23 protein-coding genes, 1 pseudogene and 1 other annotated feature are annotated in these 24,021 nt (G+C 40.9%); of the genes and pseudogenes, 13 read left to right on the top strand and 11 right to left on the bottom strand.

Features of this window, described 5'->3' with window-relative positions:
• Nucleotides 1-563 precede the first annotated feature (563 nt).
• The gene (trpS, locus tag ACXADT_RS16220; protein ID WP_474831909.1) at nucleotides 564-1,553 is read right to left on the bottom strand and encodes a tryptophan--tRNA ligase; all 990 of its coding nucleotides are present in this window, start codon (nucleotides 1,551-1,553) and stop codon (nucleotides 564-566) included.
• Nucleotides 1,554-1,616: 63 nt separating this feature from the next.
• Nucleotides 1,617-1,845: a binding site (T-box leader), on the bottom strand.
• A 55-nt stretch (nucleotides 1,846-1,900) separates the two neighbouring features.
• Nucleotides 1,901-2,272 carry a DUF3899 domain-containing protein gene (locus ACXADT_RS16215; protein WP_474831907.1) on the bottom strand — a complete coding sequence of 124 codons (372 nt, stop codon included), beginning with the start codon at nucleotides 2,270-2,272 and terminating at the stop codon, nucleotides 1,901-1,903.
• A gap of 435 nt (nucleotides 2,273-2,707) precedes the next feature.
• On the opposite strand from ACXADT_RS16215, the gene ACXADT_RS16210 reads away from it, so the two are divergent.
• The 5 genes and pseudogenes from ACXADT_RS16210 to ACXADT_RS16190 all read left to right on the top strand — a co-directional run bounded on the left by ACXADT_RS16210 (nucleotide 2,708) and on the right by ACXADT_RS16190 (nucleotide 8,541).
• Nucleotides 2,708-4,396, top strand: a complete 1,689-nt coding sequence (locus tag ACXADT_RS16210; RefSeq protein ID WP_270181632.1) for a peptide ABC transporter substrate-binding protein — start codon at nucleotides 2,708-2,710, stop codon at nucleotides 4,394-4,396.
• A gap of 174 nt (nucleotides 4,397-4,570) precedes the next feature.
• Nucleotides 4,571-5,500 (top strand): oligopeptide ABC transporter permease, encoded by a 930-nt coding sequence (gene opp3b, locus ACXADT_RS16205; protein WP_270181633.1) that lies wholly within the window; start codon nucleotides 4,571-4,573, stop codon nucleotides 5,498-5,500.
• A gap of 5 nt (nucleotides 5,501-5,505) precedes the next feature.
• A pseudogene (gene opp3C, locus ACXADT_RS16200) lies at nucleotides 5,506-6,528 on the top strand (oligopeptide ABC transporter permease).
• Nucleotides 6,529-6,539: 11 nt separating this feature from the next.
• A complete protein-coding gene (locus tag ACXADT_RS16195; RefSeq protein ID WP_474831905.1) occupies nucleotides 6,540-7,610 on the top strand; it encodes an ABC transporter ATP-binding protein in 1,071 nt (356 codons plus the stop codon).
• Nucleotides 7,603-8,541, top strand: a complete 939-nt coding sequence (locus ACXADT_RS16190) for an ABC transporter ATP-binding protein (RefSeq protein ID WP_474831903.1) — start codon at nucleotides 7,603-7,605, stop codon at nucleotides 8,539-8,541. The genes ACXADT_RS16195 and ACXADT_RS16190 overlap by 8 nt, the downstream gene beginning before the upstream one ends.
• 37 nt (nucleotides 8,542-8,578) lie before the next feature.
• On the opposite strand, the gene ACXADT_RS16185 is transcribed toward ACXADT_RS16190, so the two are convergent.
• Nucleotides 8,579-8,749 carry a hypothetical protein gene (locus tag ACXADT_RS16185; RefSeq protein WP_474831902.1) on the bottom strand — a complete coding sequence of 57 codons (171 nt, stop codon included), beginning with the start codon at nucleotides 8,747-8,749 and terminating at the stop codon, nucleotides 8,579-8,581.
• 41 nt (nucleotides 8,750-8,790) lie between these two features.
• Between ACXADT_RS16185 and ACXADT_RS16180 the strand changes: the two genes are divergently transcribed.
• Nucleotides 8,791-9,183: a hypothetical protein gene (locus ACXADT_RS16180; RefSeq protein WP_474831901.1), complete on the top strand. Its 393-nt coding sequence runs from the start codon at nucleotides 8,791-8,793 to the stop codon at nucleotides 9,181-9,183.
• A 1-nt stretch (nucleotide 9,184) separates the two neighbouring features.
• Here ACXADT_RS16180 and ACXADT_RS16175 read toward each other — a convergent pair whose 3' ends face one another.
• Nucleotides 9,185-9,709, bottom strand: coding sequence for an HD domain-containing protein (locus ACXADT_RS16175; RefSeq protein ID WP_270181636.1), 525 nt, complete (start codon nucleotides 9,707-9,709; stop codon nucleotides 9,185-9,187).
• A gap of 193 nt (nucleotides 9,710-9,902) precedes the next feature.
• Between ACXADT_RS16175 and ACXADT_RS16170 the strand changes: the two genes are divergently transcribed.
• Nucleotides 9,903-11,108 carry a putative glycoside hydrolase gene (locus ACXADT_RS16170; protein ID WP_270182047.1) on the top strand — a complete coding sequence of 402 codons (1,206 nt, stop codon included), beginning with the start codon at nucleotides 9,903-9,905 and terminating at the stop codon, nucleotides 11,106-11,108.
• Nucleotides 11,109-11,145: 37 nt separating this feature from the next.
• On the opposite strand, the gene ACXADT_RS16165 is transcribed toward ACXADT_RS16170, so the two are convergent.
• The gene (locus ACXADT_RS16165) at nucleotides 11,146-11,322 is read right to left on the bottom strand and encodes a hypothetical protein (protein ID WP_474831899.1); all 177 of its coding nucleotides are present in this window, start codon (nucleotides 11,320-11,322) and stop codon (nucleotides 11,146-11,148) included.
• Nucleotides 11,323-11,477: 155 nt separating this feature from the next.
• On the opposite strand from ACXADT_RS16165, the gene ACXADT_RS16160 reads away from it, so the two are divergent.
• Both ACXADT_RS16160 and ACXADT_RS16155 read left to right on the top strand, forming a co-directional pair.
• Nucleotides 11,478-12,041, top strand: a complete 564-nt coding sequence (locus tag ACXADT_RS16160) for a GNAT family N-acetyltransferase (RefSeq protein ID WP_474831897.1) — start codon at nucleotides 11,478-11,480, stop codon at nucleotides 12,039-12,041.
• 32 nt (nucleotides 12,042-12,073) lie between these two features.
• Nucleotides 12,074-12,202 (top strand): hypothetical protein, encoded by a 129-nt coding sequence (locus ACXADT_RS16155; protein WP_270181639.1) that lies wholly within the window; start codon nucleotides 12,074-12,076, stop codon nucleotides 12,200-12,202.
• A gap of 30 nt (nucleotides 12,203-12,232) precedes the next feature.
• Here ACXADT_RS16155 and ACXADT_RS16150 read toward each other — a convergent pair whose 3' ends face one another.
• Both ACXADT_RS16150 and ACXADT_RS16145 read right to left on the bottom strand, forming a co-directional pair.
• Nucleotides 12,233-15,298 (bottom strand): efflux RND transporter permease subunit, encoded by a 3,066-nt coding sequence (locus tag ACXADT_RS16150; protein ID WP_474831895.1) that lies wholly within the window; start codon nucleotides 15,296-15,298, stop codon nucleotides 12,233-12,235.
• Nucleotides 15,299-15,309: 11 nt separating this feature from the next.
• Complete coding sequence (locus ACXADT_RS16145; protein ID WP_270181641.1) at nucleotides 15,310-16,512, bottom strand: efflux RND transporter periplasmic adaptor subunit; 1,203 nt, start codon at nucleotides 16,510-16,512, stop codon at nucleotides 15,310-15,312.
• 284 nt (nucleotides 16,513-16,796) lie between these two features.
• On the opposite strand from ACXADT_RS16145, the gene spxA reads away from it, so the two are divergent.
• Nucleotides 16,797-17,195 (top strand): transcriptional regulator SpxA, encoded by a 399-nt coding sequence (spxA, locus tag ACXADT_RS16140; protein ID WP_474812350.1) that lies wholly within the window; start codon nucleotides 16,797-16,799, stop codon nucleotides 17,193-17,195.
• A gap of 36 nt (nucleotides 17,196-17,231) precedes the next feature.
• On the opposite strand, the gene ACXADT_RS16135 is transcribed toward spxA, so the two are convergent.
• Nucleotides 17,232-17,906 carry a TerC family protein gene (locus ACXADT_RS16135; protein ID WP_333489742.1) on the bottom strand — a complete coding sequence of 225 codons (675 nt, stop codon included), beginning with the start codon at nucleotides 17,904-17,906 and terminating at the stop codon, nucleotides 17,232-17,234.
• A 268-nt stretch (nucleotides 17,907-18,174) separates the two neighbouring features.
• Between ACXADT_RS16135 and mecA the strand changes: the two genes are divergently transcribed.
• The 3 genes from mecA (at nucleotide 18,175) to pepF (ending at nucleotide 22,046) form a co-directional block, all read left to right on the top strand.
• Nucleotides 18,175-18,855: an adaptor protein MecA gene (mecA, locus tag ACXADT_RS16130; protein WP_270181643.1), complete on the top strand. Its 681-nt coding sequence runs from the start codon at nucleotides 18,175-18,177 to the stop codon at nucleotides 18,853-18,855.
• A gap of 109 nt (nucleotides 18,856-18,964) precedes the next feature.
• The gene (locus ACXADT_RS16125) at nucleotides 18,965-20,137 is read left to right on the top strand and encodes a competence protein CoiA (protein WP_474831894.1); all 1,173 of its coding nucleotides are present in this window, start codon (nucleotides 18,965-18,967) and stop codon (nucleotides 20,135-20,137) included.
• Nucleotides 20,138-20,231: 94 nt separating this feature from the next.
• Complete coding sequence (pepF, locus tag ACXADT_RS16120; protein WP_474812345.1) at nucleotides 20,232-22,046, top strand: oligoendopeptidase F; 1,815 nt, start codon at nucleotides 20,232-20,234, stop codon at nucleotides 22,044-22,046.
• Between the two features lie 389 nt (nucleotides 22,047-22,435).
• Here pepF and ACXADT_RS16115 read toward each other — a convergent pair whose 3' ends face one another.
• From ACXADT_RS16115 to ACXADT_RS16105, 3 genes are all read right to left on the bottom strand, one after another.
• The gene (locus ACXADT_RS16115; RefSeq protein WP_270181646.1) at nucleotides 22,436-22,609 is read right to left on the bottom strand and encodes a hypothetical protein; all 174 of its coding nucleotides are present in this window, start codon (nucleotides 22,607-22,609) and stop codon (nucleotides 22,436-22,438) included.
• Nucleotides 22,610-22,692: 83 nt separating this feature from the next.
• Nucleotides 22,693-23,520 carry a ClpXP adapter SpxH family protein gene (locus ACXADT_RS16110; RefSeq protein ID WP_270182048.1) on the bottom strand — a complete coding sequence of 276 codons (828 nt, stop codon included), beginning with the start codon at nucleotides 23,518-23,520 and terminating at the stop codon, nucleotides 22,693-22,695.
• Between the two features lie 89 nt (nucleotides 23,521-23,609).
• Nucleotides 23,610-24,005 carry a globin domain-containing protein gene (locus ACXADT_RS16105; protein WP_270181647.1) on the bottom strand — a complete coding sequence of 132 codons (396 nt, stop codon included), beginning with the start codon at nucleotides 24,003-24,005 and terminating at the stop codon, nucleotides 23,610-23,612.
• Nucleotides 24,006-24,021 lie beyond the last annotated feature (16 nt).

The following is a 24,021-nucleotide window of genomic DNA, read 5'->3' as shown; positions in this document are numbered from 1 at the left end:
AAAATTGAATTTTGGACAATAAAATAGCCCTCTCCGGGTATTGGAGAGGGCTATTCAAGTTGCTAGATGATGGATATCCGCGAAAAGGTTCTAGATATCTGCGGAAATTAGGATTTATCCGCGATATTGTACTACTTATCCGCGAAAATGAGAATATATCTGCGAAAAGGAATTCTGAGCGGCTTAAACGTTCCTAGACGCCAGCCTACTTTCGACTTTCTTGTCTAGCTGCGGTGGTCAGGCTCTCGAGTCGCTTCACCATTACGATTGAACACAAAAAGCGTGTTCATTCGCGATGGTTCCAGCGCTTGTCGAGCCTATCCGGCCACCTCCGCCTTTCATGTCTAGCTGCAGCTCGCAGAAACTCTGATATTTCACCATTTCAACCGAACACAAAAAGCGTGTTCAATTGAAATGCTTCCAATATCGCCGTTTCTAAACGCTCACCTTCGCTTTTCAAGTCTAGCTGCAGTAGGCAGGCCCTCGAGTCGCTTCAGAATTATAGTTGAACACAAAAAGCGTGTTCATCTATAATCCTTCCAGCGCTTGTCGGGCCTAACCGCCTACCTCCGCTTTCTTTCTAATCCCATCGCTCTTTCCGCTTTTGCTAGCATTTTATTTGCTTTGCGGTTTGCTTTTTTAGCTCCGAGGTCGAGGATGTTATCCAGTTCTTCTGAGTTGATCAAGTCGTTGTAGCGTTCTTGGATCGGACGTAGTGTTTCGGCGACGACTTCACCAAGTTCTGCTTTGAAATCTCCGTATCCTTTACCTTCATACATTGTTTCAATTTCTTCGATCGATTTTCCAGAACATAGGGAGTAGATGGTCAGCAAGTTCGAAATGGCTGGTTTATTTTCTTTATCGAATCGAACGACACCATCAGAATCAGTCACAGCGCGCTTGATTTTCTTAATGATTGTATTCGGTTCATCCAACATAGAGATGAATGCATTCTTATTTTCGTCAGATTTGCTCATCTTTCTCGTTGGGTCTTGAAGAGACATGATCCGTGCGCCAACTTTTGGAATGCGTGGTTCTGGCATTGCAAAGATATCGTTATATTTGCGGTTAAATCGTTCAGCGAGATTTCGTGTGAGCTCGATATGCTGCTTTTGATCGTCCCCAACCGGTACGATCTCTGTTCCATAAAGCAAAATGTCAGCAGCCATAAGTGGAGGATACGTGAGTAGACCTGCACTAACTGCATCTTTTCCAGACGATTTATCTTTAAATTGCGTCATTCTCTCTAGTTCTCCTATATAAGAGACGCATTGTAACATCCAGCCTAACTGCGCGTGCGCTGGCACTTCAGATTGAATGAACAAGGTAGATTTTTCTGGATCGATTCCAGATGCTAGGTAGAGAGCTGCCAAGCTTTTCGTGTTTGTTTTTAAAGCTTTCTTTTCCTGTGGTACTGTAATCGCATGCTGGTTAACGACACAAAAGTAACATTCGTTATCTTCTTGCAACTCTGTGAAATGCTTCATTGCTCCAAGATAGTTTCCAATTGTTAATGTTCCACTCGGTTGTATACCTGAAAAAATAACGCTCATTGTTTTCCCTCCAAAAAAGTTCTTTATCGATAGAATACAAAAAAGGCCCATTCATCCCTTATTGCTAGGGACGAATGGACCGTGGTGCCACCCTGCTTATCCATATTAATGGATCACTTGTTGGTTTAATCATTAAACCTGGTGATAACGTGAATGCTCACGCCTTTACCTACTGAACCATTCAGTAAAGGTGCTCGAAAGTCCATTCCAAACAGTGTGATGCCTGTTTACACCATCCACAGGCTCTCTATAAATCACGGCTGAATGTACTACTCTTTGTCATAGCGGTTTTCCGTATCCTATTCGTACAGTAAGTATATCTTAACGATACCTACTCATGCAACAATTCAACTACTTGTGATAATCACAGCGATAATGATGGTGATGATCATCCAAAAACCACCTGCAATCAATATCGGGTACGTAATGGGATTATCATATTCTAGCTTATATGAAATCTCTGAATTGTCCTCTTCAATCATTTGATGTTTCGTTGTTGTTCTTAAAAACCTCTTGAAGGAATAAACAATGCCATCAAAAAATCCAGTTTGTATGACATGAAGTGCAGCACCGATCAATAGCATCGCGAGTGATATCATAAATAAAATATCAGATGCACCCTGGAAAGAAAAACCATCATCGGATAGGATAGAAGTGATGACTGCAGCAAGTAAAGCAACTACGATTAGTACTATAGAACGTTTTAATAATGATTTCATTGGAACCCCCGTCTTTGTTTGTCATTCATAAGTATAAAAAATGTAAACGATAAGAACAATAACTTATAGTTAATTACACAAAAGTAATTTATTAGAAAATTATGTTTCATGCATAGGTTATTCACTTTAAAGCACTACATACTTTTAGATACATGGCACTAGTTAGATTTTCATGCAAAAGCATGCAAAAGTACAAATCACTACCCAAAACCCCGAATTACATACTAGGTCTTTTGGACTATCTTTTGTTATGCAAACGTAATGCTGACGCGGTTTTTGTAAATTCTCGTTAAAATTACATATGCAAAATAGTTAGAAAACTTGTATAATACGAGTTGTGGGAAGGAACGAGTCAAATTTTTAGATAATTTGATGAATTTCGTCTCACGAGAAAATGGCTTTTATAGCTACATAATTTAAGGGAGGTCACACAGCATGAAGAAATCAAGATGGACTCTTGTCCTATCTCTTGTGCTAGTTTTGAGCATGTTCCTTTCCGCTTGCGGCGGAGGCGGCTCAAACGAAGGTAATGGAAATGCTGGAGGAGACGACAGCGGATCTGAATCAGCTAAACAAGAGCTGAATCTAACTGATAGTGCAGAAATTCCTTCAATGGACACTACTCAGGCAACAGATACAACTTCATTCAAAGCAATGAACCAAGTTTTTGAAGGCCTATACCGCCTAGACAAAAACAACGAACCAACACTTGGTGTTGCGGCTGATGAGCCAGAAGTAGAAGAAAAAGACGGTGAAACTGTTTATACTTTTACACTTCGCGAAGATGCTAAATGGTCTGACGGTTCTCAAGTAACTGCAGAAGACTTCATCTACGCTTGGCACAAAGCTCTACACCCAGACACTCTTTCTCCTTACGCTTCCATGTTTGGAACTGCAGGAATCAAGAACGGTAACGCAATCGTTACTGAAGGCGATCCTCTATACGGTAAGGTTGAAGAACTAGGTGCTAAAGCAGTTGACGAAAAAACTCTTGAACTCACAGTTGAAAGCAAGACTCCTTACTTCAAGTCTCTTTTAACTTTCGCAACGTTCTATCCACAACCTAAAGGTTTTGCTGAAGAGCAAGGCGACAAGTACGCTCTTGAAGCAGACACTATGCTTTACAACGGCCCATTCGTATTCTCTGAGTGGAACCACGGTGAAGGCTGGAACTACAAGAAGAACACTGAATACTGGGATGCTGATGTTGTAAGTCTTGAAAACATCTCTGTAAAAGTAGTACAAGACGTTGCTACTGCAGTAAACCTTTATGAAACTGGAAAGATTGACCGCGCTGGTCTTAGCTCTGACTTCGTAGATCAGTTCCAAGATAGAGAAGATTTCTCTACTATTCTTGAGCCAACAATGTTCTTCCTTCGTATGAACCAGGAGAACGAAGCTCTTGCTAACAAAAACGTACGTAAAGCACTATTCCTTGCGTATGACCGTGAAGGACTTGTAAACGTTCTTCTTAACAACGGTTCAATCGCTGCGAAATACTTCGTACCTTCAGACTTTGTAAGCGGACCAAATGGCGATGATTTCCGTGATCACGCTCCAGACGGTTTCCACGCTGACATGGGTGAAGCAGAAGCGAAAGAAGCTTGGGCAGCTGGACTTGAAGAGCTTGGTATGGATTCTGTAGAACTTGAATTCTTAACAACTGACTCTGAGCTTGCTTCTAAGATTGCAGAATATGCAAAAGAGCAGTATGAGTCTAAGCTTGACGGACTTACTCTTACTATCAACAAGCAGCCATGGAAGCAGTTCCTAGAGCTTGAAGATAACGGAGAATTTGATATCTCAACTGGTGGTTGGGGTCCTGACTATCCAGATCCAATGACATTCCTTTACATGTTTGAAACTGACGGTGCATACAACCGTATGGCTTACTCAAGCGAGAAGTATGATGAGCTAGTTTCAAACGCTAAAACTGAAACTGACGCTGCTAAGCGTTGGGAAATGATGCAAGAAGCTGAAACAGTACTAATGGAAGAGGACATCGCAATCGTTCCTACTTACCAACGTGGTCTTGCAATCCTTCAAAAGGATTACGTTAAGAACTACTATGTACACCCATTCGGTGCTGACGCATCTTACAAGTGGATTAAGATTGAAAAATAATTAAAGCTTTTCAGGAGAGTATATGTCATCCTGACATATACTCTCTTTTTACCTGTATTAAAAAAAATGTCGAATGATAGCTAAATTATCAGAAAGATAAAAATAATATCTGGTTATTCACTGTTTTTCGACTTATAATTAAAAAGCAGGTATTTCTCGAGGAGGTTGGTTGTAGTGGGACGTTATATCGGTGGAAGGGTAGTTTCAATGGTTATTACCTTTCTAATTATTGCTTCACTAACGTTTTTCCTGATGAAGCTTCTCCCTGGTACACCTTTTAATAACCAGGAAAAGCTAAGTGATGCACAAATCGTACAACTTAATGAAAAGTATGGACTAAATGATCCAGTAGCAGTTCAGTACTTTACTTACATGACAAACTTATTTAAGGGTGATCTTGGTGTCTCCTTCCAGCAGGACGGCCGTCAAGTATCAACGATTATTGGAGAACGTATTGGTCCATCTGCTTATCTAGGTTTTCAATCATTAGTGGTAGGTACTATTTTAGGGTTAGTTCTTGGAATAGTTGCAGCATTAAGACATAATTCCATTTGGGACTACGGAACAATGGTCGTAGCCGTACTCGGTATCTCAATTCCAAGTTTTGTTATCGCTGGCCTTATGCAGTATTGGTTTGGTGTTAAGTGGCAGCTTCTACCAGTAGCATACTGGGACGGCTTCGCATATACAATCATGCCAACAATTGCGATTGCTTCAATTGTTGTTGCGACGATCGCTCGTTTCATGAGAACAGAGATGCTTGAGGTTCTTGGACAAGATTATATCGTAACAGCGAAAGCAAAGGGCTTAAGCAGTACAGCGGTTGTTATTAGACATACAATCCGTAATGCTTCTATACCTATCATTACAATTATGGGACCACTGGTTGTAGGTCTAATGACAGGTACTCTAGTTATTGAAAGAATATTTGTAATCCCAGGTCTTGGTGAGAAATTTGTTAACTCCATTTTGACAAATGATTTCCCAATCATTATGGGAACGACCTTATTCTTTAGTTTTCTGTTTATTTTAGTAATCTTATTGGTTGACATTTTATATGGAATTGTTGACCCTCGAATTCGTTTAGCGGGAGGGAAAGAGTAATGAGTATGAAACAAGAAAAACTACACGACCTTACAGATGATATGTTTCAGCCCGCTAATATCGATGATTCTGAGAATGAATTGATAGCCGGTGAAAGTACTGGCTTTTGGAAAGATGCTTGGAGACGTTTGAAGAAAAACCCAGGTGCAATCATTGGGTTGGTAATTATCTTTGTCATCACTTTCTTAGCTATCTTTGGGCCCTATATGAACGAACATGACTATCGTACGCAGGAGCTAACTAGAGCGAAGCTGCCTGCTAAAGTGCCTGTTTTAGAAAACATTGATTTTCTAGGAGTAAACGGTGTAGATATTCGTGGCGTGGACTAATATGAAGCGAAAGGTTATGAAGATGAGTATTTCTGGTTCGGTACCGATGAATTCGGACGTGATCAGTGGACTCGTGTTTGGCAAGGTACACGTATTTCACTATTTATTGCTGCAGCGGCAGCATTCATTGACTTTGTAATCGGAGTTGCTTACGGCGGTATCTCAGCTTATTACGGTGGACGAGTAGATAATGTTCTACAGCGTATTATCGAGGTACTAGTAGGAATTCCAAACTTGATTTTGATCATCCTAGCGATTCTAATATTTGAACCCGGTATATTCTCGATTATCGTAGCCTTATCCTTAACAGGATGGGTCGGAATGTCGCGTATCGTACGTGGACAGGTTCTGAAGTTAAAAACACAAGAATTCGTACTAGCGTCACGTACTCTTGGAGCAACAAGTGGCCGTGTTATAGGTAAACACTTGATTCCAAACGTACTTGGTCAGATCATCATCACGACGATGTTTACGATCCCTGGAGCAATATTCTTTGAAGCATTCTTAAGCTTTATCGGTCTAGGTATCAGACCACCAGAAGCTTCACTAGGTTCAATTATCAACAACGGTTTCTCAAGCCTACAAATCTACCCTCACTTAGTGTTATGGCCGTCGATCATCATTTCATTGATCATGATTGCCTTTAACCTTGTAGGTGATGGGCTTCGAGATGCATTTGATCCAAAGCTACGTAAATAGGGGGGATTATGATGGAAAGAATTCTAGACGTAAACGATCTGCATGTCTCCTTTGATACGTTTGCTGGAGAAGTCAAAGCAGTTCGAGGAGTAAACTTCCATTTAAATAAAGGTGAAACATTAGCAATTGTAGGAGAATCAGGCTCTGGTAAGTCCGTAACATCAAAGGCAGTAATGCGTTTGATTCCTGATCCTCCTGGACGAATTAAGCAAGGTGAAATTAAATTCGGTGACCGTGACCTTTCTAAGCTTTCTGAGAAGGAAATGCAAAAGATCCGCGGTTCAGAAATTTCGATGATCTTCCAGGATCCAATGACATCTCTTAATCCTACGATGACAGTAGGTAAGCAGATCATGGAAGGTTTGATCAAGCACCAAAACATGAATAAATCTGAAGCAAAGGAACGTGCGATTGAGCTACTTAAGCTAGTAGGTATCCCAGATGCTGAGGGTCGAGTAACACAGTATCCTCACCAATTCTCTGGTGGTATGCGTCAGCGTGTTGTTATCGCGATCGCACTTGCTTGTAACCCAAGAGTTCTTATTGCAGATGAGCCTACTACGGCACTTGATGTAACGATTCAAGCTCAAATTCTTGAACTTTTGAAAGATCTTCAAGAAAAGATGGGAACTTCTATTATCTTTATCACGCACGATCTAGGCGTTGTAGCAAACATCGCTGATCGCGTAGCTGTTATGTATGCTGGTAAAATCGTTGAGACAGGTACAGTAGATGAGATCTTCTACAACCCTCAACATCCTTATACATGGGGTCTTCTTGGTTCGATGCCAAGTCTAGAAGCAACTGAAGAGGAATTGATCGCAATTCCTGGGTCTCCTCCAGACTTACTAGATCCACCGAAAGGAGACGCATTCGCTCCTCGTAACCCATACGCGATGAAAATCGATACTGAGATGGAGCCACCTCTTTTCAAAGTATCTGATACTCATTACGCAGCAACGTGGTTGTTGCACGAAAAAGCACCAAAAGTAGAACCGCCAGCAGCGATTAAGAAACGCCTACGCGGCATGGCTCCAGACGAGCCGATCATTGCCACGAAAGATGGTGAAAGAAATGTCTAACCAAGAAAAACTACTCGAAATTAAAAACCTAAAACAGCATTTCAAAGTGGGTAAGAGTACTGTGAAAGCTGTTGATGGATTAACATTTGATATTAAAAAAGGTGAAACGTTCGGCCTTGTTGGAGAGTCTGGTTGTGGTAAATCAACAACAGGACGTACGATCATTCGTCTATATGATGCAACTGACGGCGAAGTTATCTTTAAGGGAGAAGACGTTCACGGCAAAAAGTCTGCTAAAGAGCTGAAGAAATTCAATCGTAAAATGCAGATGATCTTCCAAGATCCGTACGCATCACTTAACCCAAGAATGACAGTTGCTGATATCATTGCAGAAGGGATCGATATTCATAACCTAGCTGAATCCAAGCAAGCTAGAATGGATAAAGTACATGAGCTGCTTGAAACGGTAGGTCTTAACAAAGAGCACGCTAACCGTTACCCTCACGAATTTAGTGGTGGACAAAGACAGCGTATCGGTATCGCTCGCGCACTAGCCGTAGATCCTGAATTTATCATTGCCGATGAGCCGATTTCAGCTCTTGACGTTTCGATTCAGGCACAGGTTGTTAACTTGATGAAAAAGCTTCAGCGTGAAAAGGGCCTAACATACCTTTTCATCGCACACGATCTTTCCATGGTTAAGTACATTAGTGATCGTATCGGTGTAATGTATCGTGGACAAATCGTTGAGTTGGCAGAGAGTGAAGAGCTTTATCGTAATCCTCTCCATTCTTATACGCAATCGCTTCTATCTGCGATTCCACTACCGGATCCTGAGTATGAGCGTTCAAGACAGCGTATGGTGTACGATCCAGAGAAGAATTTGCCTGAGAACGGCGAAGAAAGAATTCTTCGTGAAGTATCAGATGGCCACTGGGTTGCTTGTACGGAAGAAGAATACAACAAACTAAAGAAAACCGTAACGGTCTAATTAGAAAAAGGCTGCATTTCATTTGAAATGCAGCCTTTTATTTTTTGTTTTTAATCTTGTATTTTACAATGTAGATTAGATAAATTGCAATTGTTACGAAAAGGATTGCTTGAATAAAAAGGGATAAGTTCAATGAAGTAGAATAGTCTATTAAAATCGCTGTTATGAGTACTAGTGTAGAAACTAGCAGTATGAGTCTTATTGCCATGGTTTAAAACTCCTTATGTAAAAGATAAAAGGGGGATGAAGATGATTTTTTATTCGTATAATCCCGAGTTTGATAAAGAATCATTACAATTATTAAGAAGTCATAATCAAGAAGCGTGTTCAGGTGAACCATCTAATGATTCAATTATTTATATCCTCGAAGCAAACGATGCGCCTGTTGGTTATATATGGATTCAAATGAAGGATGATCAAGCTGAGCTTTTTGAATTTTACTTTAATGGTCATCATGAAAAGAAGTGGGCACTATACGATTTCGTTGTTCGCACATCAAAAAAACAAGGGAAGACTAGTTTAATTATGAAGCTTCCTAGTGGAGAAAGACAAGAAGAATTTATGATGAAGTGGGGAGGGAAGGTGATGGAAAGGAAGAAAGAAGAGAGCATTGTGAAGATTCCTTTCCAAATTAATACATGAGTTAGACACTTTGCTGAAGGCGAGAATCCTGTGCGATCAATTCATCTAATTCTGCTAAACGTTCTGCAGCTTCTGCCTCTGAGATTACTTTGTAATGGTGATTTCCGTTTGGTTCTTCATCAGCTTCGTCTGCCATCGCGACCACTTCTTGAAGTGAAGTACGTTGTACAGTTCCCTTAAAATAAGAGTCCGTGTGAAACAAGATTGCAACAGCAATTTCTTTTGCTGCTTCTGGATCTTCACCTAATCGAATGAGCATCTTGTGTGCACGTTCTGCGCCTTTGATCGCATGGATGTCATTTTGTTTATAAAGCTCAAAGTCCCATTCTCCATTGCGATACCAAGTATAATGTCCGATATCGTGTAGAAGTGCAGCTTTTGTAGCTAAATCTGCATTAACTCCCTTCTGGCAGGCAAGGTCGTAAGCCTTTTGAGCGACTGTAACCGCATGAGCTAGTCCAGCTCTTTTCAAGTACTTTCTAGCAAATGGTAATTGAAAAATATCTGTAAGTGTAACGTTTCTCATGGTTAACTGCCTCCTCGCTATCCTAAATGTTTTTCTAAAAATCATACCATGTACTCAAAATGAACGCAACTGATACCGTTCACTAAAAAGACAAAAAAAGACTTCGTGAAATTTACTGGAAGTTCTTTCAAAGTGTTAATAAACGTCTTATAATAGAGGAGGCATAACAATAAAGGAGAGAGAAGCTGTGCGTATTTTCAAAGTTGGGTTGAGAAACCTAGTGGCAACGGTTTTGATTTTTTCTGTTATTGGGCAACCAGCTCTCGCAGAAGAATCAGCTCTAGAAGCTAAAGATCATGATGGAATCAAAGTTGAAGGGAAAGTGTTGAAGCTTCCAGATACACTTCCTCGATTCGTGTATGATTCAGGATTAAGTTTTGAATATCCTGATGCTGTAAGAGGTATTTATCTTACAGGACATTCAGCCGGTGGAGCAAAATTCGATAAGCTGATCGATTTTGTGAATTCGACCGAATTGAATTCGATGGTTATCGACATTAAAGATGATTTTGGTAATCTTACATATGAACCAAAGGAAGATTCTCCACTAGCTAAGTTGGATATCGGCAAACCTTTCATGAAAGATCCGCGTAAGGTACTTGAAGAGCTAGAGAAGAATGAAATCTATCCGATTGCTAGAGTAGTAGTTTTTAAAGATAGTGTACTAGCTGAAGCACGTCCAGAGCTCTCCTATAAAGATGGAAACGCTATTTGGAAGAATGGAAGAGGAGAAGCATTCGTAAACCCATTCAGTAAAGAGGTATGGGATTACAATGTAGAGATCGCGATCGAAGCTGCGAAAATGGGCTTTAAGGAAATTCAGTTTGATTATGTTCGATTCCCTGAAGGGTTCGAAAAGCGTGACACTTCTCTTACGTACACAATGGGCGATTACAAAGATCTCGAAATGGAAAACGTCCAGAAACGAGTTGCTGCAGTTACAGACTTCGTAGCATACGCAAACTCTAAGCTAGAACCTTATGGAGTGGATGTGTCTGTAGATATCTTTGGCTATTCTGCAACGATTCCAGAAGCGCCTGGCATTGGGCAAAACTTCTCGAAGATCTCTGAGAACGTTGACGTAATCTCATCCATGATCTATCCGAGTCATTGGGGTCCTTACTTCGGTATTTCTAAACCGGACCTAGAGCCATTCAAGCTCATCGATGAGTATGCTCAAGTGGAGAATAAAGTGCTAGCTGCATTAGACACACCACCTACGAGCAGACCGTGGATTCAAGACTTCACTGCGAGTTACCTAGGAAGCGGAAATTACTTAAATTACGGTAAAGCCGAAGTAGAAGCACAAATAAAAGCACTCAAAAAGAACAATATCAACGAATTCTTGCTTTGGAATGCAGGAAACACGTATACGAATAACGTTGATTACACACCATAAAAACAAGACCGCCTCACATTGGCGGTCTTGTTTCATTTTAATGGTTATTTCGTTCGATTCCACGCCAGCTGCTCTTACTTTTATTCAGGTGGTGACTGAATGATTTGCTCTGTTTAGAGAAGTTTGTTCCGAATGCATGCATGATGACGGCGAGGAATGCAGTTAAACCGATAATGGACAAAGCGAACAATGTGAACTCTACGATAAGAGGCATTTCGATCCCTCCAAGTCCTGTTTTTATCAGTTTAGCGAATGTTTAGTTTTTTGAAAAGAGGGAATATTATTGTTTGCAAGCCCTGTCAAGTCTCAGCCACAACTGTATAAATATGTTATACTAATAGTGATCAATTTACTAAAAGGAGTAGATCAATGAACTGGTATGAGAAATTGAAGCAATATTTTCCAATTCAAGAAATGAAATCAAAGGAACATATGGACCTGTTGCTTGAAGAAAAAAGCGACACTTACATCAAGGATGAGGGGCCAAATCATGTACTAATGTATGCAAACTTGCCAGATTTCATCTTTGTGGATTATATCTTTGTTTCCGGTGATGCCAGAGGTCAGGGACTTGGGAAAAAGCTGATCAATGGATTAAAAGAAAAGAATAAGCCGATTATTCTAGAAGTTGAACCTGTAGATTACGAAGATACCGATACAGAGAAAAGACAGCGCTTTTATAAACGTGAAGGATTTAAACACGCTAAATCGATCGGTTACCGGAGACGTTCACTCGCAACAAATGAAATTAATGAAATGGAAATACTGTACTGGTCACCTGAAGAAGCAGGTGAGAAAGAAATATTTAAAGCGATGAAGCATACGTACCAAGAAATTCATACTTATAAGGACAAGCAATTATACGGCGAATCGTACATGCCAGTAGATGAAGTACTAAGTTTGAAAGTTGACAAAGAGCTTGTAGAGGACTGAGAAGACTGTTTTTCAACGAGGAGGAAGCTTCTATGAAAAACCGGGATAAGAAAAAGAAAAAGAAGCGTGAGATGCTTAAGGATATGTTGAAAAAGCGTGTGAATAAATGGAATCCACGTCCTGCAAAGTCACCTGCCTCAAATACAAAAACGTCAGCATAAAAAAGGAAAGCCACTCGGCTTTCCTTTTTATTATTCTGCTGTTTCTCGCTTTTTATCAAGACGTTTTTGTTTTCTCATATCGATCAAGTAATAAACGACAGGTATGAAAATCAATGTAATAAATGTTGCAACAGTTAATCCAAATACGATGACGATCGCCATTGGTTGTTGAATCTCAGTACCTTCTCCAAATCCAAGAGAGAGTGGTACGAGACCAAGTATCGTTGTGAGAGCCGTCATTAGAATCGGTCGTAGTCGTACAGGACCAGCTTCTAGGATAGCTGACTTCGTGTCCATCCCAGTTGCGCGCAGCTGGTTGATGTAATCCACTAGTACGATCGCGTTGTTTACGACGATTCCGGTTAATATCAGCATTCCGACGAGTGAACCGACTCCAAGGGGCTGGAACGTAATGAGCAAGCCTACGATGATTCCAATAGCCGTTAAAGGAACGGAGAACATGATGATAAATGGGTAAAGGAATGATTCAAACTGACCTGCCATTACCATATAGACGAGCAAGATGGCGAGCGCTAGTGCCCCTGAAAGCTTGAAGAAAGCATCGTTCATCTGTTCGTCCTGTCCACCAAAGGTAATTTTGTACGCATTGCTTGGAAGAGGCACGTCTTCGACTAGATTCTCCCGGATCTCGTCTGTTACGGTCCCTAAATCTCGGTTTAAGAGGCTTGCCGTTATCTCGACCTGTCGTAACCGATCACTTCGAGTAATTTCAGATGGGCCCAATCCTCGCTTGATCTCAGCCACTGCAGATAAAGGAATCTTTTGCCCCGTTTGCGTTTCGATCAATAAGCTCGAAAGCGAATCTAGAGAATCGGTATACTTTTCTTCTACCGTTAACCGGATATCAAGCTGTTTTCCATCTCTTGCAAGGTTACTTGCTACTAACCCTTGAGTTGCGTTCGAAATGGCAGTTGAAATTTGAGTACTTCCTACACCATAGCTCGCTGCTTTTTCTCGATCGATCAAGATTTGTACTTCAGGGTTGTTCGACTCGATACTAGAGGTAGGCTCCCTGACGCCGTCAACTTCTGAGATACTCTTGACGACATCTTCTGATAGTTCTTTCAAGACATCTAGGTCTGGTCCGATAATGTTGATCGCGATCGGATCCGCATTGAAACCAGAATCACTTGCCGAAACCATAATTTCTGCGTTCGGAATGTCTTTCAGCTGAGTTCGAATCTTTTCAGCAACCTCGAGGTCAGACGAGTTTCGTTCACTGATCGGGACGAGCAATACACTGTATGTGGCCCGGTTCGTTTGGCTGCCTGCGCCTACGCTGAAATTATCTGTACCACCAGCTGTAAGGTATGAAAGCTTTACTTCTGGTATTTCTTCTAATACGTTATCGATTTCTTCTGTCACATTGGTTGTCGCATCTAATGAACTTCCTGCTGGTAGCTTTGCAGAAATATTCACGAAGCTCTGGTCTTGAGCAGGTAAGAATTCTGTGCCGATAAACGGTGTTCCTGCAGCAGATAAGACCAATAAGCCAATCGTTAACCCAACAGTTTTCTTTGGATGCCTTAGAGATTTATCTAACAAGCGTTTGTACCATCCGTTCAATCGTTCGAATCTCAGTTGAAATCCTGACTTTGATGAGTTTCGGTTCATTAAGAGAGACGATAGTAACGGTACGATGATCAATGCTGTAAACAACGACGCAAGAAGAGAGAACGTCACTGCGAGTGCTAAAGGCTTAAAGAGCTGCGCTGCTAGGCCAGTAACGAATACGATCGGTAAAAATACGACAACAGTGGTGGTCGTTAATGCTATGATCGCACTTCCTACTTCTTTCGTACCTTCTACAGCTGCATCTTTTATCGATTTTCCTTCTTGCCTTAACCTGTAAATATTCTCGAGTATGACGATCGAGTTATCCACCATCATACCCACCCCAAGGGCTAATCCACCGAGTGTAAGTAAGTTGATCGTTTGACCTGAAAAATACATCAAGATGAATGCGCCTACAATGGAGATTGGAATCGAGAGGCCGATGATGAGAGTGCTTCGTATGTTTCTTAAGAAGAGATAGAGCACAGCTGCTGCAAGAATACTCCCGATGATGATGTTCCAAACAACGGCGCGAATGGATTGGTTAATAAATTTTGCCTGATCAAAAACAGTCTTGATCTCCATATCAGAAGGAAGGGAAGGCTCGATTTCCTCTAACTTTTCATTGATCTGACTAACAACTTGAACCGTGTTAGAGCCAGACTGTTTCTGTATGGAGAAGCCTATTGCTGGTTCTCCGTTTAAATAGCTTTCCTGTGCGGAAGGCTTCATTGTTTCTTCAATCGTTACGAGTTGATTCAATTTGACCGGACCATTTTCAGTTGGGACCGATAAATTTTTCAAGTCATCCACAGATTCAAATTCCCCGGTGACCCGAAGCGGCAGGTTCTTATTCTCCGTTTCGATCGAGCCACTCGGGATATTCAGGTTTTCTGACCCGATGAGCTGTTGAAGGTTCGTTAGCGTAACGCCATATTGACTGAGTCTGTCTGGATCAGCTGTAAGTCGAATTTCTTTTTCTAACTGCCCTTCTATCGTAACGGCTGCAACGCCAGGTACGGAATCGAGTGCAGGCTTAATCTGATCTTCAATCGTTTGTTTGATATCGGTTAGTTCTTCTTCAGATCCTGCAACACCTAACTGCATGATAGGGATGTCACTAGGATTGAACCGTAACACTTTCGGAATCGGAACATCTGAAGGAAGTGAATCCCGGACAGCATCGATTTGCTCACGCATATTAAGGGTGGCAAAATCCATATCTGTCCCCCATTCAAACGAGACCAATATCAATGCGCCGCCGTTTCGGGAGATGGATGAGATGCTTTCAACGTTTGGAAGCGTACCCATCACGTTTTCTAAAGGAGATGCGAGTAGGTTTTCTACTTCTTCAGGTCCTGCGCCTTCATATGTAACCGTTACGGCTGCAACGGGGAAAGTTAAGTCCGGAAAAAGGTCAACAGGCATATTTCGTAAGGAAACCGTACCGATGATGAGAATGAAAACGATGACCATTCCCATAGCGATCGGACGAAAAACAGAAAGTTTAGCAATATTCATTTCGTTTCAACTCAATTCTGTACCTGTATTTCAGATGATTCGGATAGACGGTCTTTACCATTCGTAACGACATCATCTTCAGTTGTTAGCCCATCTGTTATTTGGATAGTCTCATTAGATTCTGCACCTAATTTGACCGAAACTTTTTTCACTTTCTTTCCTTGTGAGACAAAGACGTAGGTGTCGTCTTCTCCATATACAATCGATTCTTTTGGTACGACCAGCGCATCTTCGACCACATCCGTTTTAATAAAAGCCGTTGCTTTCATGCCGCCTTTGATTTTATTGTCTTTGTTTTCAAGTTCGATATCGATCACAAATGAGCCGGTTTGTTCATTTGCTGTCGGTGGAATTTCGCTAAGTTCTCCAGAAAAGGAACCATCGATTCCATCGAAAGTAATGGAGACTTTCTGCCCTTTAGAAAGTTTGCTGATTTGAAAGCTGTTTACTTGAAATGATGCCACGACCGGGTCCATATTGACCACGACAGCGAGTGGAGAGTTAGGTACTGCAGTGGCATTTTCCTCTGCGTTGATTTGAGAGATAACGCCTGTGATCGGTGACTCGATCGTTGTGGCATTAAGAACATCTCTAGCCTGGTTCAGACTTGCGCGTGTTTCAGCAAGCTGAGACTCGAGCTGAGTGACGTTTCCGGCCGACATAGACGGGAGAGAAGCTGCAGCTTGCGATAGCTCCGCTTGCTTAATCGCGACTTCTAAACTTTCTTTCAAAACGTCTGAAGCAGTTACTTCTTCCGTATCGATTTGGTTAAGTAGCGTTTGAGATCGCTCTAACGATGCGTTCAATTCTTCTTGCATCGCTTTTAACTCTTTCGCATTTTTCTCTGCTTCACTTGATAATTGTTTTGCTTGAGAAACTGCTTTTTCAAGTTCATCGACTGCATTTGAAAGGTTGGCAACGTTTCGCCTTGCAGCTGTATCATCCAACGTTGCGATGAGATCTCCTTTTTCAACAGAACTTCCTACTTTAACGTTCAGTTCGACGATTTCTAAAGGAGAAGGAGCTACGAGTGGAATCGTAGTGCCAGGGATAGCTTGTCCTGTTAATTCAAGCTCATCAGATAATTCGGTCTTCTTAACGTCTGCAACCTCCACAGGGATCGGTTGATCCTTTGTTTCGGTACTCGTTATTTCAGGAGTGGTACATGCGCTTGTGAGTACAAGCACTCCTGCTAAATAAATCGCTTTCTTCATTATGTTCACCTCAAAAGTAGTGTCTCTTGTACGAATACTATCATGTGGAAAAGTGTGGTGCTTAAATAAAATAAAACATTTTGAAACAATTTATGTTTAGAAGGGCAACGATGGGGGAAGTAGAAGATAGAATCAGGATTACATGTATAAGAATTGTACAACTAAATTGTAACTTTTGTCATCACCCTAGTTATTTTTTTCACAGTGTAGTATAATATAAATTGTGAGAAGATAATGTTTCTAAATAAAGAATAATGTTCATTTATAGAAAGGAGCCAATCCTTATGGTAACACTCTATACATCTCCAAGCTGCACATCTTGTCGAAAAGCAAAAGCATGGCTACAGGAGCACGACATTCCATTCACAGAACGTAACATATTTGCTGAACCCCTCACGATTGAAGAGGTTAAAGAAATTCTTCGTATGACTGAGGACGGAACAGATGAAATTATATCAACTCGCTCAAAAACATTCCAGGAATTGGGCTTGAATTTAGACAACGTTTCACTTCAGGAATTGTTTGAGCTAATTAGTGAATACCCTGGATTGCTTCGTCGTCCAATCATTTTAGATGAGAAGCGTCTACAAGTGGGTTACAACGAAGATGAAATTCGTCGATTCCTTCCACGTAAAGTTCGTACATTTCAACTTCAAGAAGCTACACAGCGTCTTGTAAATTAATAAAAACTTCTACAGGAGATTCCTGTAGAAGTTTTTTTAGTTACGAACCGTTTTGTTAGCTTTCCTTTTATAATACCATCCTCCGATGATAATTATTAATAAGAATAACCAGTGGGTAGGATATTCTAAAGACGGGTACGTGTAATAAAATGCTTTGAGTTCAGGAGCATTCGTTAACATTTTTCCTGCAGTTAATGCGAGTATCCCCGCTCCAACGTAAATGAGAAAAGGGAAGCGGTTTAGGGCATGTAGAATCATTCTGCTCCCCCATACGATGATGGGGATAGAGATCAGTAAGCCGAAGACGACCAGATACAGCTTTCCGTGGGCTGCTCCTGCAATAGCGAGAACATTATCAAGCCCCATGATCAGGTCAGCAATGACAATCGTCCTGATCGCACCCCAGAAGGAAAACTTAGAATCGATCGTTTCTGTACTCTCATCATCCTTCAGAAGCTTGAGTGATATCAGAAGTAAGAACAGACTTCCGATGATCAACAAGTAAGGAAGAGTCAATAAATAGACGGCAACAATGGTTAGTGCTATTCTTAGACCTACAGCGAGTGCTGTACCGATTAAAATCGCTTTACCTCTGTTGGATTCAGGCAAATTTCGACAGGCAAGAGCAATGACGACTGCATTATCACCTCCGAGTACGATATCGATACCGATAATGAACAAAATCGAAGTGATGATTTCTGTTTCGAACAATGGCGCCAACTCCCGGATTTAGTTAAATTTTACAATCATGACAGGAGCATACAGGGGCAAGCTATACACATAAATATTTATATCGTGTATATGCTGTAATATGAGTGAAAAACAAACGTTTTTTTATTTCCATTCTTTGAAGTTTTATCATAGAATGGTATTACAAGAGAAAAGCGGTTTGGTTTAATCGCTTGAGGGAATGAAACAATAAGGAGTATCCCAGAGGGAATAGCCTTCCGGTTAAACAAACAGGAGGGAGAGAAAACGGATGGAAATAGAACGAGTCAACGCAAATACATTAAAATTCTTTATCACGTATAGGGACATTGAAAATAGAGGATTTGATCGAGAAGAAATTTGGTACGATCGAGAAAGAGGAGAAGAGCTGTTCTGGGAAATGATGGATGAAGCGCATCAGCGAGAGCAATTTTCACTGGAAGGTCCGCTCTGGATACAAGTACAGGCCTTAGAAAAAGGTTTGGAAATCATCGTTACACGTGCGCAGATGTCTAACGACGGCTCTAAACTTGAATTACCGATCTCTGAAGATAAACAATTGGATCTTCCAATCGATGAGAATATTGATAAAATTTTAGACGACAAATTCACGATTCAAAGTAGTCATGAGACAGAGGAAGCAGAACAGCTTGAAGAAGAAGAACTCACCTTCACAATTGGATTTAAAGATTTTGAAGATGTTATCTCTTTAGCTCATGGATTTGATGCAGATGGAGTTGAAAACGGGCTGTACAATTTCGAAGACAGATATTACCTCCACGTTGTTTTTGACGAAGCATTGAGCGAAGATGATCAGGATAACCGTTTGAGCCAGTTGTTAGAGTACGGATATGAGTCAGATCTAACAGTTCACAGGATGCAAGAATACGGTAAGGAAATTCTCTCTGAACAGGCTCTTGAACAGCTCCGTGTTCACTTCCCACTCTTATAAACCATTGCCGATTTCAATAGGAAATCGGCTTTTTTTATTTTTATAAAAAGAGGAAAATTGTGAGAGAGAAGAGAATACTATCGCATCTAATTAAAATCGAGGTGAACAGATGTTAAAAGCTGTATCAAGCGTTGGATCAATATTGAATTTTGCTGAGAACAAAGAGGGGTTAGATTCTCTGATAAAGCTTCGTAAGACTACTGACTTTTACTGCCCAAGTTGTAATGGATCAGTCGTCATGAGACTCGGTCAGAAAAAAGTTTGGCATTTTGCCCACCGTGCCCATGCCCCTTGTGTTGATCCGTGGGAGGTTGAGTCTAGCTATCATCTTTCAGGCAAAGAACAGCTTTACCGCTGGTTAAGAAATGAGCACGCTGACGTTGAAGTAGAAACATACTTATCAGAGCCTCGAAAACGGCCAGATCTCTTTTTAAAGTCACGTAACCTTGCTATCGAATACCAATGCTCTCCCATAGAAGAAACACTCTTACAGCACCGCTCAGACAGTTATTATCAAAGTGGGCTCGACGTATGGTGGATCTTAGGTAAGAGTCGGCTCAGAAGTAAGTATCCTTTTATCCACTCGGTAAGTTCCATGGAGTGGGCAGCTGTTAAACTGATAAACCATACACCAGTTCTCTTTTATTACTGTCCATTTGAAAAACTATTTTCCCTCGTTGTACCCCAGTATAGTTTGACCCCTACAAAAATCGTTTGTACTTCACACGTAATCTCTCTTGAAACCACTTCGATCACTTCTCTTTTTCAGCCTCACGTAACAACACTCTCTCACTCTCACCTCATTTGGATCTGGCTTAAACAAAAACGAATCTGGCGAATGAATCCTCATGGCGAAAAAAGTTATGCCTATTTTTATATGAGGAAACTTTTATACAAAAAAGGAGGGACACTCAGACTGTTCCCTTCAGAAGCAGGCATCCCCTCATCCTCAAATTATTGGATCGAAACCCCAGCGTATTTATGGCAATCTTGGATTTCGTTAGTTTTCCTTCAAAACCTACGTCCCAACTCAACGTTTACACTTCATCATCTTTCTACTTCCTTTAAAGAACTCATTTCTCGAGGCATTATCAAAGTACGAACCCAATCATTCGAAGAAGGGATCGAACTCTCTTTAAGAGGTTACCTCTCGCAACTCATCACGTTATCCGTTCTCAAAAAAAGAGGAGATCGGTATGAAAAAATACATCAACCCGCCATGCATCATTCTGTCGAAATCGCTTTAAAATCAGATGAAAGAGTACTTTCAAATCTTAGCTAACATGCGAGTATTGTCGAGCGAAAATGTAAGAATAATAAGAGAAATATGATAGGATAATTAATGTATATGAAAATATGATGGAGGTGTCTGATAGATGGAGAACAAAACAAAAAATGCATTACCAAAACGTGAAGATATTCCGGTAGAAGATACGTGGGATTTAGAAGCGATTTATGAGAATGATCAGAAATGGGAAGAAGAATTCAAAGAAATTAAAGCGCTAATCCCTGAGATGGAAACGTATAAAGGGAAACTGAGCGAATCAGCTGATACGCTTTATGCTGGACTACAAAAGCAAGATGAAATTACCAAAAAACTAGGAAAGCTTTTTACATACGCACACATGAGGTACGACCAGGATACGACAAACTCAACGTATCAAGGTTTGAATGATCGAGCATCAAATCTTGCGACACAAGTCAGCAGCGCGCTTGCGTTCGTAGTACCAGAAATCTTAAGTATCCCTGAGAAGGAAATCGAAACTTATTTGAAAGAAAACAAAGATCTTCAGTTGTATGCTCAAGCACTCGACGAAATTAACCGTCAGCGTCCACATGTTCTTTCAAAAGAAGAAGAAGCGATTCTCGCTGGCATTAGTGATGTTACGAATAGTTCGAGCAACACGTTCGGGATGTTAAACAATGCTGATATGAAATTCCCTACGATTGAAGATGAGAACGGTGATGAGGTTGAAGTCACTCATGGTAGATTGATCCGTTTCCTTGAAAGCAGTGACCGTAGAGTAAGGAAGGATGCCTTTAAAGCCGTCTATGATACGTATGATAAATTTAAAAACACATTCGCGAGTACGCTGAGTGGAACGGTCAAGCGTGATAACTACTATGCATCCGTTCGTAACTACGATTCTGCTCGTCAAGCAGCACTCGACAATAACAATATTCCTGAAGAAGTGTATGATAATCTCGTCAAAACCGTAAATAGTCGCTTAGATTTGTTGCATCGTTACGTAGATATTCGTAAAAAAGCGTTAGGATTAGATGAACTTCATATGTATGATCTCTATACACCTTTAGTTCCAGATGTAAAGATGGAAGTGAAGTATGAGGAAGCGAAGGATTATATTTTAAAGGGATTAACGCCACTAGGCGAAGAATATGAAAACATCTTAAAAGAAGGATTTGAAAATCGCTGGGTAGACGTTCAAGAAAACGTTGGGAAGCGCAGCGGAGCGTATTCATCAGGCAGCTATGGTACGCGACCATATATTTTGATGAACTGGCAAGATAACGTGAACAATCTTTTCACGCTTGCACATGAGTTTGGTCATTCCGTACACTCTTATTACACGAGAGAGAACCAGCCATATCCATACGCTAATTATTCGATCTTTGTAGCAGAAGTGGCGTCGACGACGAATGAATCTCTTCTGAATGACTACTTATTAAAAAATACAACAGATAAGCAAGAAAAGCTGTATTTGTTAAATCATTATCTTGAAGGATTCCGTGGAACTGTGTTCCGTCAAACGATGTTTGCTGAATTCGAGCACATGATCCATAAGAAAGCTCAAGAAGGCGAGCCATTGACTCCAGACCTGCTTTCAAAGTTGTATTATGAGTTGAACAAAAAGTATTTCGGTGAAAACCTAGTGATCGATGAAGATATTGCACTTGAATGGGCAAGGATCCCACATTTCTACTACAACTATTATGTATTCCAATATGCCACAGGATTTAGTGCAGCGGCATCCTTATCAAAGCAAATCCTTGATGAAGGCGAGCCAGCTGTTTCACGCTATATTGACTTCTTAAAAGCGGGAAGCTCTGACTATCCGATCGAAGTATTGAAAAAAGCTGGTGTAGATATGACATCATCAAAACCGATCAGCGACGCTTTAGATGTGTTTGAATCCATCCTAGATGAAATGGAAAACCTGCTCTTCTCATAACAATGCAAACCCGCCTAACTACAGGCGGGTTTTTGCTTGTTCAAAAATCTAGTGTATTATGGTCTGTCTTTCTATGGATGAACTCCGTTAATCACATGAAGGAAGAGTTATTCACTTCACAAAATTAATTTCAATTCGAATGAAACATTTGAATCTATTATGAAAAAAAGGTTTTCCTTTCCGGCTTCTTTAGGATGTTTACGCTTCCAATAAAACTTATATTAGGATTGGAGCGGAAGGATACTCAACTCCTGTGGGATCAGCGGGACAGGTGAGACCCCACAGGCGAAGCCGAGGAGGCTCACCGCCCGCCCCGCGGAAAGCGAGTATCCTGGAGCGGAAATCCCCACTTTATCAGTACTAAACCCGCCTAACTACAGGCGGGTTTTTTAGTGAAAGCCTTTAAATTGGTTGCGCTTGTTGAACATGCTTACTGTAAATAAAATTGAGAAAAACAGAAGAAGAATCCCTACGATCGAAGGGATGAACTTAAGAAGCCCCATTAAAAAAACTCCAAAACTCAAAGCCACAAGTATCAGACCGAATAGTACAGTATAAGACATACTTTCTCCTCCTCAATAAAATAAATATGAAACCTTTTTGTTTTTAGACCGTAAAAAAGGAACGAGGGAATTTTCCCCGTTCCTTAAGATTGAGAAGTCGATCGCCAGAAGCAACCATGTTTCACTGGTACTTGTGCGGCTTTTTGTTTCAGTGCGAGTTTTTTCATTTCGGCATTTGCTTCTTCAAGGCTCAAATCATAAACAACTGCAACCTCTTTCGTTGCAACGAACTGATAACGCTGCAAGAAATGTTCGATGGAAGGTAGAGGCTCAGGTTCCGGTTCTTTTTTCAGCATTTCATGTAAAATGCTAACGTACACTTCGTAATCGTAAAGACCCGTAATCTTCAGCCCTTCTTCTTCAATGTTTTCGTTAAAGAAAACGAGTGTTGGAAGTTCATTCACTTCCATTTCAGCTGATATCTTCAAGTCACATTGAAAGGCTCTGATCGATGCTTGAGAGTGGAGGTCTTTTTTAAACTCTTCCACATCTAGGCCAGTATCTTTAGCTGCATTGACGAGGTTCTCTTCTTTCGTCATGTTCTGCTTTTCGATGAAGAGAAGTTCTCTCATTTTACGAAGGAATCGAAGACCCTGCAGCTTTCCTTGAAGCTCTGCTGCTTTGATTGCGATCGAAGCGATGTAAGGTGTATCGATCGGATCCTCAAACCAGAGGTCCCCATCGCATGACATGCCAGATCGTGTAGCAGTGCGCTCCCAGCGTTTCGCAACATCTGCGTGGGTTTTAATGCCTTCTGTTTTCCTTTTAAAGGAATTGAACGTTTCAACATTACCACCCACAAGGTGCCTAATTCGAAATGTATGTCCATATTCAAGATGGAGCTTTTTTATGACGGGTTCAAGACCCCAGCAATCAGGGCATAACGGATCGACGAAAGAGTAGATCTCGATCGGCTTGCTTTTCTGGGATAGCGTTGAACAAGTGTCGGTATCTCCGTTTGGATTGTAAGAATCGCAAAAGGAACCTGTCTCTTTCGGTGTCAATTCGATTCTCCTTTCTCTTCCGGATTACCCGTGTTGACCATATGGTGGGCTGTGAATGTAAGTCTGTTTAATAAATGTTCTTTAAGTTCAATCTCTAATTCAACTTCGTCCATAGCATCTTCCATACAAGTTAGCCAGGCTGTAGCTCGTTCTGGTGTGATTTCAAATGGTAGATGTCTTGCTCTTAACATAGGATGCCCATGTTCTTCAGAATATAGAGGAGGACCTCCTAGAAATTGTGTTAAAAATTGTTTTTGCTTTCGTGCTGTCTCGTCCAAGTCAGCAGGAAAGATCGGTTTAAGTTTCGGATGTTGTGAAACTCTGTTATAGAACGCGTTCACAAGTTCATCTAACTTTGAACGTCCAATTAAATCATACATGTTTTGTTTCATATTGCTCTTCCCCTTT

The organism is Anaerobacillus sp. ABR4_321 (assembly GCF_056158505.1).
This window is presented reverse-complemented; position numbering and strand designations above follow the sequence as displayed.